The organism is Paraburkholderia sp. BL27I4N3 (assembly GCF_003386115.1).
In the GTDB taxonomy this organism is placed as follows: domain Bacteria; phylum Pseudomonadota; class Gammaproteobacteria; order Burkholderiales; family Burkholderiaceae; genus Paraburkholderia.
Genome location: NZ_QREJ01000001.1, coordinates 1,423,618 through 1,440,098, shown reverse-complemented (window position 1 = coordinate 1,440,098; position 16,481 = coordinate 1,423,618). Strand labels below are relative to the sequence as shown.

General features: G+C 63.0%; 16 protein-coding genes. All 16 read right to left on the bottom strand.

All coding sequences use genetic code 11. The features are described from left to right. Positions 1-86: 86 nt before the first annotated feature. The 16 genes from B0G71_RS06560 to rpsB all read right to left on the bottom strand — a co-directional run bounded on the left by B0G71_RS06560 (position 87) and on the right by rpsB (position 16,298). Entirely contained in the window at positions 87-872 is a 786-nt protein-coding gene (locus B0G71_RS06560) for an RNA methyltransferase (RefSeq protein WP_116140548.1), read from the bottom strand. Positions 873-946: 74 nt separating this feature from the next. Further along, a complete protein-coding gene (rnhB, locus tag B0G71_RS06555) occupies positions 947-1,693 on the bottom strand; it encodes a ribonuclease HII (RefSeq protein ID WP_116140546.1) in 747 nt (248 codons plus the stop codon). Next, complete coding sequence (lpxB, locus tag B0G71_RS06550; RefSeq protein WP_106279647.1) at positions 1,690-2,859, bottom strand: lipid-A-disaccharide synthase; 1,170 nt, start codon at positions 2,857-2,859, stop codon at positions 1,690-1,692. The genes rnhB and lpxB overlap by 4 nt, the downstream gene beginning before the upstream one ends. 3 nt (positions 2,860-2,862) lie before the next feature. Then, complete coding sequence (gene lpxA, locus B0G71_RS06545) at positions 2,863-3,651, bottom strand: acyl-ACP--UDP-N-acetylglucosamine O-acyltransferase (protein WP_116148372.1); 789 nt, start codon at positions 3,649-3,651, stop codon at positions 2,863-2,865. 118 nt (positions 3,652-3,769) lie between these two features. Next, positions 3,770-4,234, bottom strand: coding sequence for a 3-hydroxyacyl-ACP dehydratase FabZ (gene fabZ / locus B0G71_RS06540; RefSeq protein WP_012433437.1), 465 nt, complete (start codon positions 4,232-4,234; stop codon positions 3,770-3,772). Positions 4,235-4,462: 228 nt separating this feature from the next. Then, positions 4,463-5,563: a UDP-3-O-(3-hydroxymyristoyl)glucosamine N-acyltransferase gene (gene lpxD / locus B0G71_RS06535; protein ID WP_116140544.1), complete on the bottom strand. Its 1,101-nt coding sequence runs from the start codon at positions 5,561-5,563 to the stop codon at positions 4,463-4,465. A 74-nt stretch (positions 5,564-5,637) separates the two neighbouring features. After that, positions 5,638-6,159: an OmpH family outer membrane protein gene (locus B0G71_RS06530; protein ID WP_181916899.1), complete on the bottom strand. Its 522-nt coding sequence runs from the start codon at positions 6,157-6,159 to the stop codon at positions 5,638-5,640. Between the two features lie 62 nt (positions 6,160-6,221). Beyond that, positions 6,222-8,525, bottom strand: coding sequence for an outer membrane protein assembly factor BamA (bamA, locus tag B0G71_RS06525; RefSeq protein ID WP_116140542.1), 2,304 nt, complete (start codon positions 8,523-8,525; stop codon positions 6,222-6,224). A 67-nt stretch (positions 8,526-8,592) separates the two neighbouring features. Continuing rightward, positions 8,593-9,978, bottom strand: a complete 1,386-nt coding sequence (gene rseP, locus B0G71_RS06520; protein ID WP_116148369.1) for an RIP metalloprotease RseP — start codon at positions 9,976-9,978, stop codon at positions 8,593-8,595. Positions 9,979-9,985: 7 nt separating this feature from the next. After that, positions 9,986-11,191: a 1-deoxy-D-xylulose-5-phosphate reductoisomerase gene (locus tag B0G71_RS06515; RefSeq protein WP_106279639.1), complete on the bottom strand. Its 1,206-nt coding sequence runs from the start codon at positions 11,189-11,191 to the stop codon at positions 9,986-9,988. 10 nt (positions 11,192-11,201) lie between these two features. Then, positions 11,202-12,023 (bottom strand): CDP-archaeol synthase, encoded by an 822-nt coding sequence (locus B0G71_RS06510; protein ID WP_116140540.1) that lies wholly within the window; start codon positions 12,021-12,023, stop codon positions 11,202-11,204. Then, positions 12,017-12,799, bottom strand: coding sequence for a polyprenyl diphosphate synthase (gene uppS, locus B0G71_RS06505; protein WP_106279635.1), 783 nt, complete (start codon positions 12,797-12,799; stop codon positions 12,017-12,019). Before uppS ends, B0G71_RS06510 begins: the two co-directional genes overlap by 7 nt. A 63-nt stretch (positions 12,800-12,862) precedes the next feature. Continuing rightward, positions 12,863-13,423: a ribosome recycling factor gene (gene frr, locus B0G71_RS06500; protein ID WP_012433445.1), complete on the bottom strand. Its 561-nt coding sequence runs from the start codon at positions 13,421-13,423 to the stop codon at positions 12,863-12,865. A 100-nt stretch (positions 13,424-13,523) separates the two neighbouring features. Continuing rightward, complete coding sequence (gene pyrH / locus B0G71_RS06495; RefSeq protein WP_012433446.1) at positions 13,524-14,237, bottom strand: UMP kinase; 714 nt, start codon at positions 14,235-14,237, stop codon at positions 13,524-13,526. A 221-nt stretch (positions 14,238-14,458) separates the two neighbouring features. Beyond that, positions 14,459-15,340, bottom strand: coding sequence for a translation elongation factor Ts (gene tsf, locus B0G71_RS06490; protein ID WP_106313372.1), 882 nt, complete (start codon positions 15,338-15,340; stop codon positions 14,459-14,461). 205 nt (positions 15,341-15,545) lie between these two features. Continuing rightward, a complete protein-coding gene (gene rpsB, locus B0G71_RS06485) occupies positions 15,546-16,298 on the bottom strand; it encodes a 30S ribosomal protein S2 (protein WP_012433448.1) in 753 nt (250 codons plus the stop codon). Positions 16,299-16,481: the final 183 nt, after the last annotated feature.

Here is a 16,481-nt window from a genome sequence, read left to right as displayed (position 1 = left end):
TCGACCAACGGCATAGGCACGATCAGCGCCCCGCGGCCTGAAACAACCTCGAGTGCGGACAAACGCGGGAGCGCAGGTCTGCTGCTTTAGCTACGGCCGCGCTGCTGGCGGCACTGCTCGAACACGCACACAGCCGCCGCGGCCGCTACATTCAGCGACTCCATGCCGCCCGGCTGGGGAATCGTCACCCGCAACGAAACCTTGTCGCGCCAGATTTGCGAGACGCCCGCGCCTTCGTTGCCGAACACCCACGCGAGCGGTCCGCTCAGGTCGCAATCGTAGATCGCCTCGGCGCCGTGCGAATCTGTAATCACGATCGGCAGCGCGAGGCGCTCGATCAGCGTCTGCGCTTCCACGTCCTCGTGAATCTGCAGCAGGAAATGCGCGCCCATGCCCGAGCGCAAGACTTTCGACGACCACGCGTACGCCGTGCCCGGCGCGCAGAACACCTGCTGAATGCCCGCCGCCGCCGCGCTGCGCAGAATCGAGCCGACGTTGCCCGCGTCCTGTACGCCGTCGAGCACGAGGCAGGTTTGCGCGACCGTGTCGGGTAGCGGCGTGCCGAGCTTTTCAACCAGCAGCAGAATGCCCACACCGTGCACGACATTCGACAACTGCCCGAACAATGCGTCCGGCAGCGTCATGACACGATGATCTTCGATGCGCGAAACGATCGCCTGCGCTTCGTCGTGGCGCAGCGCGCCTTCAGTGACGACGCACATTTCCGGTTGCCCGGCGACGTCGAGATAGGCGCTCGCGAGATGAAACCCTTCGAGCAGCGCGTGGCCGCTCTTGCGCTGTTGATGCGTCGAGCCGGCCAGTGCCTTCAGGCGCTTGTAGAGCGGATTGTCCCGCGAGGTGATGGCTTTCACAGGCAGCGAAGAAGACAGTGAGAATGAGGAAAGAACGGGTCACGCGCAGCGCTCATGAGGCGCTCGTGTGAAGCTCAGGCGGCGCTGCCGCGTTCGCCGAAGGCGTCGTCGTCGAACATCACTTCGGACACGACGATCACTTCACCCGCCGGCAGCGGCACGCCCGTGCCAAGGCGCAGATGCGCCTCACGCACCGGTGCGAATGAACGCCGATGATGCTCGCAAGGCCCATGCTCGCGCAGCGCCTTGAGATGCTGTGGCGTGCCGTAACCGGCATGCGCGTTGAAGCCGTAGACGGGATGCGTCTGGTGCAATTCGAGCAGCATCCGGTCGCGCGTAACCTTGGCGAGAATCGACGCCGCCGAAATGCTTTTGACGAGCGCGTCGCCGCCGATCACCGCTTCACTGCGCACGCTCAGCGTGGGGCAGCGATTGCCGTCGATCTTGACGAGCGTCGGCACGACCGACAGGCCCTCCACGGCGCGCTTCATGGCGAGCATGGTGGCATGCAGGATATTCAGCGAATCGATTTCTTCGACGGATGCCGACGCAATGCAGTAAGCGAGCGCCCGGTCGACGATCTTGTCGTACAGTTCGTCGCGCTTTTTCGCGGTCAATACTTTGGAGTCGTCGAGGCCGCGAATCATCGGCTTCGACGGGTCGAAAATCACCGCCGCGGCCACGACCGGGCCGGCCAACGGGCCGCGCCCTGCTTCGTCGACGCCGCAGACGATGTCATCCGGCGTCTCGAAGTTCAGGCCGACCTGCTGCGCCGCCGCACCGGCGACGGTTTTACGGCGAGGCGCGCGTGACAGGGTCACGGCCGCCCCTTCCGCTTTTCGATGACGCTCGCCACGACTTCCGCCGCACGCTGCGCGGTGTTCTGCTTCAGCACGTGATGCATCTCCGTGAAGATTTCCGTCAGCGTGCGCCGGTTGGTCTCGTCGCGCAACTGTTTCAGCGTGGCTTCGGCCAACGCCTGCGGGGTGGCGAAGTGCTGCAGGATCTCCGGCACCACGAAGCGCCCTGCCAGGATATTCGGCAGCCCGACATACGGCAGATAGCCCTGGCGACGCATGATCTGGCCAGTCAGCCAGGGCACCTTGTACGAGATCACCATCGGTTTTTTCAGCAGCGCGGCTTCGAGCGTCACGGTGCCGCTCTTCACGAGGATCGCGTCGGCCGCCGTCATGGCGAGTTGCGCCTGGCCGTCGGTAATCGTCAGCGCGAGGCCGGGGTGCGAATCGACCAACGGCCGTAGCATTTCGCGCAGCGCCGGCGTGGCCGCCGGCATCACGAAGCGCAGACTCGGCTCCTGGTGCTGCATCATCTCCATCGCGGCGAAGAACGTCGGGCCGATCAGATCGATCTCGGAGCGCCGGCTACCCGGCAGCACCGCGATGATCGGACCGTCTTCCGCAAGACCCAGTGCCCGGCGTGCGCCGAGCGTGTCCGGCACGAGCGGAATTTCATCAGCGAGCGGATGGCCCACGTACGAGGCCGCGACGCCCGCTTTTTCCAGCAGCGCCGTTTCGAACGGGAACACGCACAGCATGTGGTCGACCGCCTTGGCGATCTTCTTGATGCGGCCGCCGCGCCACGCCCAGATGGACGGGCACACGAAGTGAACGGTTGGGATCCCGGCCTCGCGCAACGGATGCTCGAGCCCAAAATTGAAATCCGGCGCATCCACGCCGACGAACACCGACGGCGGCTCTGCCAGCAACTGCCGCTTCAGTTCGTTGCGAATGCCGAGAATGCCGGGGATATGCTTCAGCGCCTCGACATAGCCGCGCACCGAGAGCTTTTCCATCGGAAAGTGGGCGTCGAAGCCCGTGGCGATCATGCGTGGGCCGCCGATCCCGTAGTACTGGGTGCCGGCGGGCAGGCGGCTCGTGAGGCCGTCGAGCAGCGAGGCCGCCAGCAGGTCGCCGGACGGCTCGCCGGCCACCATCGCGACGCGCAATGGACTGGGTTGCAATGCCATCGGTTAGCGGATGATGCCGCGTTGCGACGCTTCGACGAACGCGAGCAGCGTCTGCACCGGCGCGTCGCCATCGCCGCCCGCGGTCGCGAGTTCGCGCAACTGCACCTTCGCTTCTTCGAGCGAGAGACCGTTCTTGTACAGCACGCGATACGCCGCGCGCAGCGCCGAAATCGCGTCCGGCGAGAAACCGCGGCGGCGCAAGCCTTCGACGTTAATGCCGTGCGGCTCGGCCTTGTTACCGGCGGCGATCACGAACGGCGGAATGTCCTGCACCAGCGCCGAAGCGCCGCCCAGCATGGAGTGCGCACCAATGCGCACGAACTGATGCACGCCCGACATGCCGCCGACGATCGCGTGGTCGCCGATCGTGACATGTCCGGCCATCTGCGCGTTGCTCGACAGAATGACGTTGCTGCCGACGTGGCAATCGTGCCCGATGTGCACGTACGCCATGATCCAGTTGTCGTCGCCGAGCGTGGTGACGCCCGCGTCCTGCATCGTGCCGGTGTGGATCGTGGTGAATTCGCGGATCGTGTTGCGGTTGCCGACCACGAGCCGGGTCGGCTCGTCCTTGTACTTCATGTCCTGCGGACGGCCGCCGACCGATGCGTAGTGGCCGATCCGGTTGTCTTCGCCGAGGGTGGTGTGACCTTCGATCACGCTGTGCGAACCGACCATGGTCCGTGCGCCGATCGTCACATGTGCGCCGATCACGGCATACGGTCCGACTTCGACGGATTCGTCGAGTTGTGCGCCCGGTTCGACGATCGCAGTGGGATGAATCCTGCTCATGCGTCCTCGCTTCTGATTCTGTTGCGTTGTCTGGATGGGCATCTGGCGGGAGGCCAGCGCGCGCATGACGCCGCCGACCACCCGGACGCTGGCTTAAGCGCCTCGCGCCTAAGTGCGTTTAAGCGTCTTTGTCCGTGTGCCGCACCGCGCACATCAGGTCGGCTTCCGCCGCGACCACGCCATCCACTTCGGCGCGCGCCTTGAACTTCCAGATGCCGCGCATGTGACGCTCGAACGTGCAGTTCAGGATCAGCTGATCGCCCGGTTCCACCACGCGCTTGAAGCGCGCGTTGTCGATGCCGACGAACAGATACAGCGTGTTCGACGGGTCGCTCGGCTCTTCCGAAAACGTCAGCAGGGCCGCCGTTTGCGCGAGTGCTTCGAGAATCAGCACGCCCGGCATCACCGGACGCGTCGGGAAGTGACCCTGAAAATACGGTTCGTTGATCGACACGTTCTTCAACGCTTTGATGCACTTGTGCGGCTCGAGTTCGAGCACCCGGTCGACCAGCAGGATCGGGTAACGATGCGGCAGCAGCGTGAGAATCTTATGAATGTCGAGATTGATTTTTTCGGTGCTCATGGTGTTTCTGCTCACGCATTGACTGCGCGGTGATGACTGCGGATGCTGGTGCAGGTGGATTGGTAAAGCGTGCTGCCGGCGCTCGCCGTGACTCGGTAGCCGCGCCACCCGGTCACGGCAACCGACTTTGCTTCCTGTTGCTTGCCCGCCATTTTACGCGGTGCCGGCGGGTTGCCCGGCGAAATGCTGAGTCTGCTGAGTCAATTGCCCTGCGAGTTGCCCTGATGTTCAGGCTTTGCTGCCCGCGGAATTGCTTGCTGAGCCGTCCTGCTTCTCAGCTGCGGCGTTTTCAAGCGCCTTGATTCGATCGCGAAGTTTGTCGATATTGCGCAGCAACGCCGCGCTCTTGTTCCAGTCTGCATGGTTCACGGCCGGGAAGGCACTGGTGTACATACCAGGCTTGAGCAGCGACTTCGAGACGCCGGACTTGGCCGTGACGATTACATAGTCGGCCAGCGTGACATGCCCGGCAATTCCGACCGCGCCGCCGATCATGCAATGGCGGCCAATGGTCGTGCTGCCCGCGATACCCGCGCAGCCGGCAATCACCGTATAAGCGCCGACCTTGCAGTTGTGACCGATCTGCACCAGGTTGTCGATCTTCACGCACTCTTCGATGATCGTGTCCGCCATGGCGCCACGGTCGATAGTGGTGTTCGCGCCGATTTCGACGTCGGCCGCGATCGACACGCCGCCGACCTGCGGAATCTTCACCCAGCTGCCGGTACGCGCCTCACCCTCGCCGACGAAATCCGGCGCGAAGCCGAAACCGTCCGAGCCGATCACCGCGCTCGCGTGCACGATCACGCGCTCGGCGAGCTTGCAACCGTGGTACACCGCGACATTCGGATAAAGATGCGAGCCCGCGCCGATGCGCGTGCCACGGCCGATCACGACATTGGCGTCGAGCCGCACGTTGTCGCCGATCACCGCACCCGCTTCCACCGTGACGTGCGGGCCGATCACCGCGCTCGCGGCGATCTGCGCCGACGGGTCAATGGTCGCGCTCGGATGCACGCCGGGCGCCGCCTTGGGCGCAGCGAGGTCTATGAAGGTTTGCGCGACGCGCGCGAAGTAAGCGTACGGATTGGGCGTGACGATGAAGTTACGATTCTCGCGGGAAGCGAGCTTGGTGAGGTCGTCGGCGTTGATCAACACCGCGCCCGCACGGGTCGTTTCAACCTGCGACAGGTACTTCGGATTGGCGAGGAACGCCAGCTGGTCCGGGCCTGCCTGGTCGAGCGGCGCAAGACTGCCGACGCGCTGCGAACCGTCTCCGACTACTTCACCGCCGAACCGCTGGACGATGTCCTCGAGCGTAAATGCCATGCCTATCCTGTCTCCTGGTATTCGGTCCAACTTGTCAGATCCGCTGCCGGGGCCGTTAAGCCCGGCAGCCATGCTCAGTTACCCGACGCCGCCAGAGCCTTCAGCACCTGATCGGTAATATCGATGCGCGGACTCACGTACACCGCTTCCTGGACGATCAGATCGTAATGCTGCGCTTCGGCGATCTGTTTGATCACCTTGTTGGCGCGGTCGAGCACCGCCGCCAGTTCTTCGTTGCGGCGCTGGTTCAGATCCTCACGAAACTCGCGTTGCTTGCGCTGGAAGTCCGTGTCCAGTTGCGACAGGTCGCGCTGCTTCTGCGCGCGGTCGGCGGGCGACATGGACGCGCCGTTCTTGTCGAGCGAATCGGACATCGACTTCAGCTTCTGCGCCATGTCGGCCAGGTCCTTGTCACGCTTGGCGAACTCGGCCTCGAGCTTGACCTGCGCGGCCTTCGCGGCAGCGGATTCGCGCAGGATTCGGTCGGAATTCACCGCCGCGATCCTGGCCTCCTGCCCATGCGCGACCCCGACACCCAAGGTCATTGCCAGCGCCAGCGCGCACGCCACACGTTTCGAAAACATACCGGTTAGCAAAGTCATCCTCTCGATACTGTAGTTTGGCCGGGCCGCCAGCCGCCTGCCTCCAGGCCGCCGGATCAGAATGCCGTCCCGATCTGGAACTGGAATTTCTGATACTGGTCGCCGGTGTGCTTCGTAAGCGGGAAGCCCAGGCTGAGCTTGAGCGGGCCGATCGGCGAGATCCACGCCAGACCGACACCGTAGCCGTAACGCAGGCCGTTGGCGCCGATACTGTTGCCTTCCGTACCCCACACGTTACCGGCGTCGAGGAACGTGAAGACACGCAACGTGCGGTCGTAGCCCGTGCCCGGCAGCGGGAACGTCAATTCGATGTTACCCACCAGCAGCTTCGAGCCGCCGATCGGGTCGTTCGTCTTGGCGTCGCGCGGACCCAGCGAGCTCGGCTCGTAGCCCCGCACCGAACCGATACCGCCCGCATAGTAGTTCTTGAAAATCGGATAAGGCTTGCCGCCGAGGCCGTTACCGTAACCGCCCTGGAAGTTGAAGCCCAGCACGAAGCCGCGCGAGAACGAATAATAGTACTGCGCGTTGATGTCGGCCTTGTAGTACTGCGTGCCGCCGATCGGCGTGCCGTATTCGGCGTTCGCCTGCGTGAAGTAGCCGCGGCTCGGCACCAGCGCGCTGTCACGCGCGTCGCGCGACCAGCCCACCGTGATCGGCACGTTGTTCGACACGCGGCCGAATTCATGCACGTAGTCGATGTAGCTCTGCGGCGTGTTCGCGTCGATATCCAGCTGGTTCTGCTCGAGGCCGGCACCGAAATACACCGTGTCGACTTCCGAGAACGGAATACCGAACTTCAGGTCGCCACCGATCGTGACGATCTTGAAGCTCGAATCCGTGGAGTAGTACAGCGGCTGGTACGTACGGTAGTAGACGTCGGTAATACGCTTGATGCCGTCGACCGTGAAGTACGGGTCGACCTGCGTGACCGTCAACGTACGGTACGTCTTGGCGGTATTCACGTTCACCGAGAGACTCGTGCCCGAGCCGAACACGTTGTCTTGCGACACGCCGGCCGAGAGCACCACCTTGTCGGTCGACGAGAAGCCCGCACCCAGCGTGATCGCGCCGGTCGGTTTTTCGGCCACCTTGACGTCCACATCGACCTGGTCCGGCGTGCCTTCAACGGGCACCGTGGTCACGTCGACATCGGTAAAGTAGCCGAGACGGTTGATCCGGTCTTTCGACAGCGCGAGGCGGTTCGAATCGAACCACGAGCTTTCGAGCTGGCGCATTTCGCGGCGCACCACTTCGTCACGCGTACGCGTATTGCCGACCACGTTGATGCGGCGCACGTAGACGCGGCGGCTCGGATCCACCTGCAGCGTCAGGTCGACCTTATGGTTGGCCTGATCGATCTGCGGCTGCGCATTGACCGTGGCGAACGCATAGCCGTATTCGCCCAGCTTGTCGACGATAGCCTTGGTGGTGGCCTGCAGCTTTTCAGCCGAGAAGCGGTCGCCCGGTTTGATCTTGATGAGCTTGGCCAGCTCCGGCTCACGATCGAGCAGATTGCCCGCCAGCTTGATATTCGAAATCGTGTACGGCTCGCCTTCGTGCAGCGTGACCGTCAGATACATGTCCTTCTTGTCCGGCGTGATCGACACCTGGGTCGACTCGATGTTGAACTCGAGATAGCCGCGATTCAGATAATACGAGCGAACGTTTTCGAGGTCGCCGGTCAGCTTGTCTTTCGCGTACAGGTCGTTCTTCGTGTACCACGAGAACCAGTTCGGCGTGGACAACTGCATTTCGTCGCGCAGCGTGCCCGTGCTGAACGCCTTGTTGCCGATGAAGTTGATCTGGCGGATCTTCGCGCTCGGACCTTCGGCCACCGAGAACAGCACCGACACGCGATTGCGGTCGATCGGCGTGATCGTGGTGGTGACTTCAGCGGCGTAGTAGCCGCGCGTCAGATACTGACGCTTCAGTTCCTGCTCGGCCTTGTCGACCAACGCCTTGTCGTAATAACGGCCTTGCGACAAACCCACGGCGCGCAGCGCCTTGGTCAGATTTTCCTTGTCGAACTCATGAATGCCGGCGAAGTCGATCGTGCCGATGGCCGGACGTTCCAGCACCTGCACGATGACGACGTTGCCTTCGGTCGCGATCTTGACGTCGTTGAAGAAGCCCGTGGCATACAAAGCGCGGATGGCTTCCGATGCCTTGTCGTCGCTGAAGGTGTCGCCTTGCTTGATAGGCAGGTAGGCAAACACGGTACCAGGTTCGACGCGTTGCAATCCCTCGATCCGGATGTCTTGCACCACGAAGGGCGTCGTTGCGTGAGCAACCAGCCCATGCGCGGCGAACGCCGCGGCTATAACCGTCTTTGGAACAAAGCGATGAGGTTTAAACAACGTGCTTCCCCAGTGTGTATAGCTGCATCAGGTCGGGCGGTCGCCATCGTGAACGCCGCCGAACACTTTAAAAATGGATTAAACGAGCCAGATCGTTGAACAGCGCGATCGCCGACAACGCGACGATGCAGGCGAGACCCGCCCTCTGAAAAACGAGTTGCCAGCGATCGGAGACAACTTTACCGGTAACAGCTTCAACCAAATAATATAACAGATGACCCCCGTCCAATACCGGAATTGGTAACAGGTTCAGTACACCAAGGCTAATACTGACAAGGGCCAGGAACGACAGGAATGCAGAAGGACCTAGACGTGCGCTCTTTCCTGCGTAATCCGCGATCGTCACCGGCCCGGAAAGATTTTTTAGCGATGCCTCGCCTACGATCATCCTGCCGAACATGCGCACCGAGTAGACCGCAAGGTCCCACGTGCGGTGCGCGCCCAACTGCAAGCTTTCAACCGGACCGTAATGCACGTCGATCGACGGCACCTGCGTGGCCAGTTCCGCGCCGATGCGGCCGATCTGCTGCCCGGTCGTTTCATCGCGCTGCGCCTGCGGCACGATGTTCACGTCTTCGAGCTTGCCCGCCGCTTTACCGCCTCGCTCGACCTGCAGCGTCACCGCTTTGCCGGCGTGCGATTTTACATAAGCGATGAAGGCCGTGGCGTTATCGGTCGGAATATCATCGACGGCACGCAGACGATCGCCGGCAACGAGGCCGGCCTTTTGCGCCGCGCTGCCCGGTTGCACACCCGCGACCGTCAGCTTGCCACCGCCCGGCTCGAAACCGAGATGCGACATGAAGTCGTCATCGACATCTTTTTCGCTGAGGCCGCGCAGATCGAGTTGGAAATCCGAGGTGCCGTGTGCGTCTTTTGCACTCAGCACGATGCGCTTGTGATCGAATGCCGCGCCGAGCAGCTTCCAGCGCAGGTCTGACCACGAACGCACCGGCTCGGATTCGGCAGCGTTCTCGGCACGCACGGCAACGATCGTTTCACCGCCGTCAAAACCGGCAACAGCCGCGGGCGTATTCGGCGCGGGCGCCGCGATCACCGCCGCCGGCTCCGTCACGCCAGTGGCGAAGACGAGCGCGAACAGCACGATGGCCAGCAGGAAGTTCGCGACCGGACCGGCCGCGACAATCGCAAAGCGGCGCCACACGGACTGCCGGTTGAACGCATGCGGCAAGGCTTCGGCGGGAATCGGCTCAGCGCCCGTTTCGCGCTCGTCGAGCATCTTCACGTAGCCGCCGAGCGGCAGCGCGGCAATGGTCCATTCGGTGCCCGTCTTCGGACTCACCCACTGAAACAGCGGCTTGCCGAAGCCGATCGAAAAGCGCAGCACCTGGACGCCGCACAGGCGCGCCACGCTGTAATGCCCGTATTCGTGGACGACCACGAGTACGCCAATCGCGACCGCGAAGGCGAGCAGTTCGATCAGCAGGTTCATGAGCGCCTCACTGGACGGCGCGTTCCGTGCGACGGGCGCCGTCGGGCAGACGCGCGATGAATTCGGCAGCGGCGCGACGCGCGGCGGCATCCGCTTCGATCACGTCTTCGAGCGCATGCGCGCTGCGGTTCGGCAATGCGCTGAGCACCGCGTCGACCACCTGGGCAATCGCCATGAAACCGATCTGGCGCGCGAGGAACGCTTCAACCGCGATTTCATTCGCGGCGTTCAGCGCCGCGCTCGCCAGGCCGCCCTCGGCCAGTGCCTTCACTGCGAGAGCAAGGCACGGAAAGCGCGTGTAATCCGGCTTTTCGAACGACAGGGACGCGACCTGCAGCAGATCGAGTTGCGCCACGCCCGAATCGACGCGATCCGGAAACGCCAGCGCATGCGCGATCGGCGTGCGCATGTCGGGATTGCCCAGTTGGGCGAGCACCGAACCGTCGGCGTAGGACACCATCGAGTGAATCACGCTTTGCGGGTGAATCAGCACCTCGATGCGCTCGCCCGGCAGATCGAACAGCCAGTGTGCCTCGATCACTTCGAGGCCCTTGTTCATCATGGTGGCCGAGTCGACCGAAATCTTGCGGCCCATGACCCAGTTCGGATGCTTACAGGCTTCGTCCGGCGTGACGTCGACGAGGGTGGCCGGTTCGCGCGTGCGGAACGGCCCGCCCGACGCCGTCAGAATGATCTTGGAGACGCCGCCGTGCAGCGCGGCCTCGCGCGGCAGGCACTGGAAAATCGCGTTGTGTTCGCTGTCGACCGGCAGCAGCACCGCGCCGTTGTCGCGCACCGCGTCCATGAAGATCGCGCCGGACATGACCAACGCTTCCTTGTTGGCGAGCAGGATGCGTTTGCCGGCGCGCGCGGCGGCAAGACTCGGCGCGAGGCCGGCCGCGCCGACGATCGCCGCGACCACCGTATCGCAGCCGTCGCTCTTCGACACGTCGACGAGCGCTTGCGGTCCATACGTGACCTCGGTCTTGCAACCCGCTTCGCGCAGTTTCGCCGCGACGCTCGCGGCCGTATCGGCGTCGCCGACCACCGCGACTTCGGGCTGAAAGCGCAGGCATTGCTCGACGAGCTTGTCGCCGTTGCGATGCGCGCTCAGCGCATAAACCGAAAAGCGCTCGGGATGACGCGCGACGACGTCGAGCGTGCTGTCTCCAATCGAGCCCGTGGAACCGAGCAATGTCAGACGTTTTTGCATATCTCTTTCTCTAGCCGAGCAGCAGCATGGCAAGCGGCAGCACCGGCAACAAGGCATCGATGCGGTCGAGCACGCCACCGTGCCCCGGCAACAGGCCGCTTGAATCTTTCACACCGGCCTGGCGTTTCATCATCGATTCGAACAGGTCGCCCACCACGCTGAATGCCACCAGCAAGGTCAGCGCGAGCAGCGTGCGCACGGCGCCCCAATGCGCCAGCAGCGCAGAATACAGGGTCGGCTCGAACGCATGCAAAAAGACCGCCGCCGCCGCGACGATCATCACCACCAGCCAGCCGCCGATCGCGCCCTCCCAGGTCTTACCCGGACTGATGGCAGGCGCCAGCTTGTGTTTTCCAAACGCTTTTCCGGAGAAGTATGCGCCGATATCGGCCAGCCATACCAATAGCAGCAGCGACAGCACGAATGGCACACCCTGCATGCGCGCGGCGACGAGAGCATGCCAGCACGCGACGAATACCACAATGCCGGCAAGAAACAGGAAGGGACGCCACGCGCCCTGCGCGAGCGTGGGCTTGCGCAGCAGCACGAACGGGCCGGCGATCACCCAGAAAATAGCGGCCGCTTCAAAGAGCGGCCTGGCCTGTTCGATGCCGGTACCGAGACGCGTGCTGGCCACCAGCGCCACTGCGGCGATCAGGGCGTAAATGACCGGGCCCGCGCCGCCCAGCTTGAGCAGGCGCGCCCACTCCCACGCGGCGAACACGACGACAAAAGCGATCAGCGCGCCGAACGCGCCCACCGGCGCGAACAACGTGACCGGCAGGAACACTGCCAGCAGGATGATCGCCGTGATGACACGGGTTTTTAGCATGGAAGCGAATCGACGTTTTGCGATTGCGGCTCGAGTTGAGCACTGGTGCGGCCAAAGCGGCGTTCGCGCTCCGCGTACGAAGCGATGGCGTGGCCGAGCGCGTCGGCGTCGAAATCCGGCCAGAACGTGTCGGTGAAGTAGAACTCGGTGTAGGCGAGTTGCCACAGCAGGAAGTTGCTGACGCGGCGCTCGCCGCCGGTGCGGATGAAGAGATCCGGCTCCGGCGCATAAGCCATGGAGAGGTGTTCGGCGAACGAATCCTCGGTCACCTCGACCGCCTTGCCCGCCAGCGCCGACTGTTCGGCGAGCTTGCGGGTGGCCTGCATGATGTCCCAGCGGCCGCCGTAATTCGCGGCAATCGTGAGTGTGAGACGGGTATTACGCGCGGTCTTGGTCTCCGCGCGCTTGATCAGATCGCGGATGCGCGTATCGAAGCGGGCCAGGTCGCCCACCACGCGCAAGCGGATGCCGTTCGCATGCAGCTTGCCGATCTCGCGCTCCAGCGCGGTCACGAACAGGCGCATCAGGAACGAGACTTCCTCGTTCGGACGGCGCCAGTTTTCCGAGCTGAAAGCGAACAGCGTCAGATATTCGACACCCTGACGGGCGCACGCCTCGACGGCCGCACGCACCGCGTCGACGCCGCGCGTATGGCCCGCCACGCGCGGCAAGCGCCGCTGGGTGGCCCAACGGCCGTTGCCGTCCATGATGATCGCGATATGTCGCGGCACCGCGGCGACATCAGGCACGCGCACGGTTGAGCTGGTATAGGTCATGGCCGTCGGGACAGTGACTGCAAATAAAAGAAGTGGAGAACGTGAGCAACTGAGCGGCCGGCCTCAGACCGTCATGATCTCGGCTTCTTTCGTCACGACGAGCTTGTCGATTTCGGCGACGAACTTGTCCGTCAGCTTCTGAACGTCGTCGCCCGCACGACGTTCGTCGTCTTCCGAAATTTCCTTGTCTTTCACGAGCTTTTTCAGTTGCTCGTTGGCGTCGCGACGCAGGTTGCGCACCGCGACCTTGGCCGTTTCCGCTTCGCTCTTGACCACTTTGGTCAGTTCGCGGCGGCGTTCTTCGGTCAGCGCGGGCATCGGCACGCGGATCACGTCGCCTTGCGTGGCCGGGTTCAGACCCAGGTCCGATTCGCGGATCGCCTTTTCGACGACTTGCACCATCTTCTTTTCCCACGGCTGCACGCCGATCGTGCGTGCGTCGATCAGCGTCAGATTCGCGACCTGCGAAATGGGCACCGGCGAACCGTAGTAATCGCACTGGATGTGATCGAGCAGGCCCGTGTGCGCACGGCCCGTGCGGATCTTCGACAGGTCGTTCTTGAACGCGTCGATGGAGCGCTGCATCTTTTGTTCAGCGCCCTTCCTGATATCAGCCACAGACATTTTTAAACCTCCGAACCTTCAAAACGGTGCGAGCCGGCCAGCGCGCGCAAGATGCGGCGGCCCGGGCTCGCGCTAAAGCCCACGTTATGTGAACGAGAGTTTACACGTGGACGAGGGTACCCTCGTCGTCGCCTTGTACGATGCGCTTGAGCGCGCCCGGTTTGACGATCGAAAACACCCGGATCGGCAGTTTCTGGTCGCGGCACAGCGCGAATGCCGTGGCGTCCATCACCTGCAGATTGCGGCCGATCGCCTCGTCGAAGCTGATCGTGGTGTAACGCGTCGCGCTCGGGTCTTTCTTCGGGTCGGCGGAATACACGCCGTCTACCTTGGTTGCTTTCAGCACGACTTCCGCGCCGATTTCCGAGCCGCGCAGAGCGGCGGCCGTGTCGGTCGTGAAGAACGGGTTGCCGGTGCCGGCCGCGAAAATCACGACTTTGCCTTCTTCGAGCTGGCGAATCGCGCGGGGCCGGATGTACGGCTCGACCACCTGGTCCATGCGCAGCGCCGATTGCACGCGCGCCTCGATGCCGGCGTGGCGCATGGCATCCTGCAGCGCCAGCGCGTTCATCATGGTGGCCAGCATGCCCATGTAGTCGGCCGTGGCGCGGTCCATACCCGCCGCGCCGCCCGCGACGCCGCGGAAAATATTGCCGCCGCCGATCACCACGGCCAGCTGCGTTCCGAGACGGACCACTTCGGCCACGTCCGCCACCATTCGTTCGATGGTCGCGCGATTGATGCCAAAGGCATCGTCGCCCATCAGAGCTTCACCGGAGAGTTTGAGCAGGACGCGTTTATAGGCAGTGGGCATAGGGGTATCCAGATCGCGCAGAACAGGGCAACAACAAGGGACTAATGTAGGGGTGAAATGCTGATTCGGGCAAGCGTCGCCAAATTGACGAACCCTGGGTTCGCCAGCGGCGGCTGCGCGGCGAGGGTCAACCCGCGCGCAGCCTTGCGGCGCTGCCGACCGCGGCAAAGTCTTGCTCCGCCGCGGGTCCGACGATACAACAGTTGCTGCTTAGGTAAGACTTATTGTTGCTTTGCAGCAGCGACTTGAGCGGCCACTTCAGCTGCGAAGTCGTCCTGCTTCTTCTCGATGCCTTCGCCCACCACGAACAGCGCGAACTTCTGCACGCTCGAGTTGCCGGCCTTCAGCATCTGTTCGATCGTCTGCTTGTCGTTCTTAACGAACGTCTGGTTCAGCAGCGACACTTCCTTCAGGTACTTCTGCACGCTGCCGTCGACCATCTTGGCGACGATTTCAGCCGGCTTGCCCGATTCGGCAGCCTTCTGCTCAGCAATGCTGCGCTCCTTGGCGATCAGGTCCGCCGGCACGTCGTCCGACGACAGCGAAACCGGCTTCATCGCGGCGATGTGCATCGCGACGTCTTTGCCGACCTGCTCGTCCGCGCCGGTGTACTCGACCAGCACGCCGATACGCGTGCCGTGCAGGTACGCTGCCAGCTTGTTCGAGGTTTCGAAGCGCACGAAACGGCGGATCGACAGGTTTTCACCGATCTTGCCGACGAGTGCCAGACGCACTGCGTCGACCGTCGAGCCGTCCAGCGGGAGTGCCGCCAGCGCTGCGACGTCAGCCGGATTTTGCGTGGCGACCAGTTCAGCGACTTTCTTCGAGAAACCCAGGAAGTCGTCGTTCTTCGAAACGAAGTCGGTTTCGCAGTTCAGCTCGACCAGCGAACCCGCGTTGCCGCCGATGAACGAGGCAACCACGCCTTCTGCCGTTACGCGCGATGCAGCCTTGCTGGCCTTGTTGCCCAGCTTCACGCGCAGCAACTCTTCAGCGCGCGCCATGTCGCCGTCGGCTTCCGTCAGCGCCTTCTTGCATTCCATCATCGGCGCGTCGGTCTTTGCGCGCAGTTCTGCAACCATGCTTGCGGTAATTGCCGCCATCATTTGCTCCTTGAGTTCCGTCTGTCACACACCGCCCGCACTTCGATGCCGGCGGCAAGAATTCGTTTCAGCGTTTACCGTATTTTTTACGGAGGACGCGTTGAGCGCTGCTTCGGACATTGCCGGCAGCGCCCCACTACAATGTCGCGGCTTAAAAAAAGGGGGCCTGTAGAAAGCCCCCTTTTTTGCCGGACACGGGGCAGCTTTACGCTTCCGAGTTGACCTCGACGAACTCGTCGCCGTCGCCACCACGTGCAGCCTGCACCACTTCGTTGACCGCGTTCGCACGGCCTTCGACGATCGCGTCAGCCACGCCAGCCGTGTACAGAGCGACAGCCTTCGAGGCGTCGTCGTTACCCGGGATCACGTAGTCGATGCCTTCCGGCGAGTGGTTCGTGTCGACCACGGCGATGACCGGAATGCCGAGCTTGTTCGCTTCGGTCACGGCAATCTTGTGGTAGCCGACGTCGACCACGAAAATCGCGTCCGGAATGCCGCCCATGTCTTTCACGCCGCCGATCGACTTGACCAGCTTGGCCATTTCGCGTTCGAACAGGAGCGCTTCCTTCTTGCTCATGCGTTCGGTTTCACCGGCTTCCAGCGCTGCTTCCATGTCCTTCAGGCGCTTGATCGAGACCTTCAGCGTCTTGAAGTTGGTCAGCATGCCGCCGAGCCAGCGTGCGTTGACGAACGGCATGCCGGCGCGTTGTGCTTCTTCGGCGATCGTGTCGCGCGATTGACGCTTCGTGCCGACGAACAGGATCGTGCCGCGATTGGCTGCCAGTTGACGCGCGTACTTCAGCGCGTCGTTGTACATCGGCAGCGTCTTTTCGAGGTTGATAATGTGAATCTTGTTGCGATGACCGAAAATGAAGGGAGCCATCTTCGGGTTCCAGAAGCGCGTTTGGTGACCGAAGTGGACACCGGCTTCCAGCATTTGACGCATGGTAACTGCCATGAAAATCTCCGCGAGGGTTGGGTCTTAAGCCGGCTGCCGTATCGGCCGCGCTGCCATCTCTCTGGCTGAACGCGACGGACACCCTGGGTGCGCCGGCTTGCGAGTCTGCTGCTTTGTGCTGCGTTTTCGTTGCCTTCTTATGCTCGGCTTCCGCTTCCGCATGACCTCATAGCGCAGGCAACC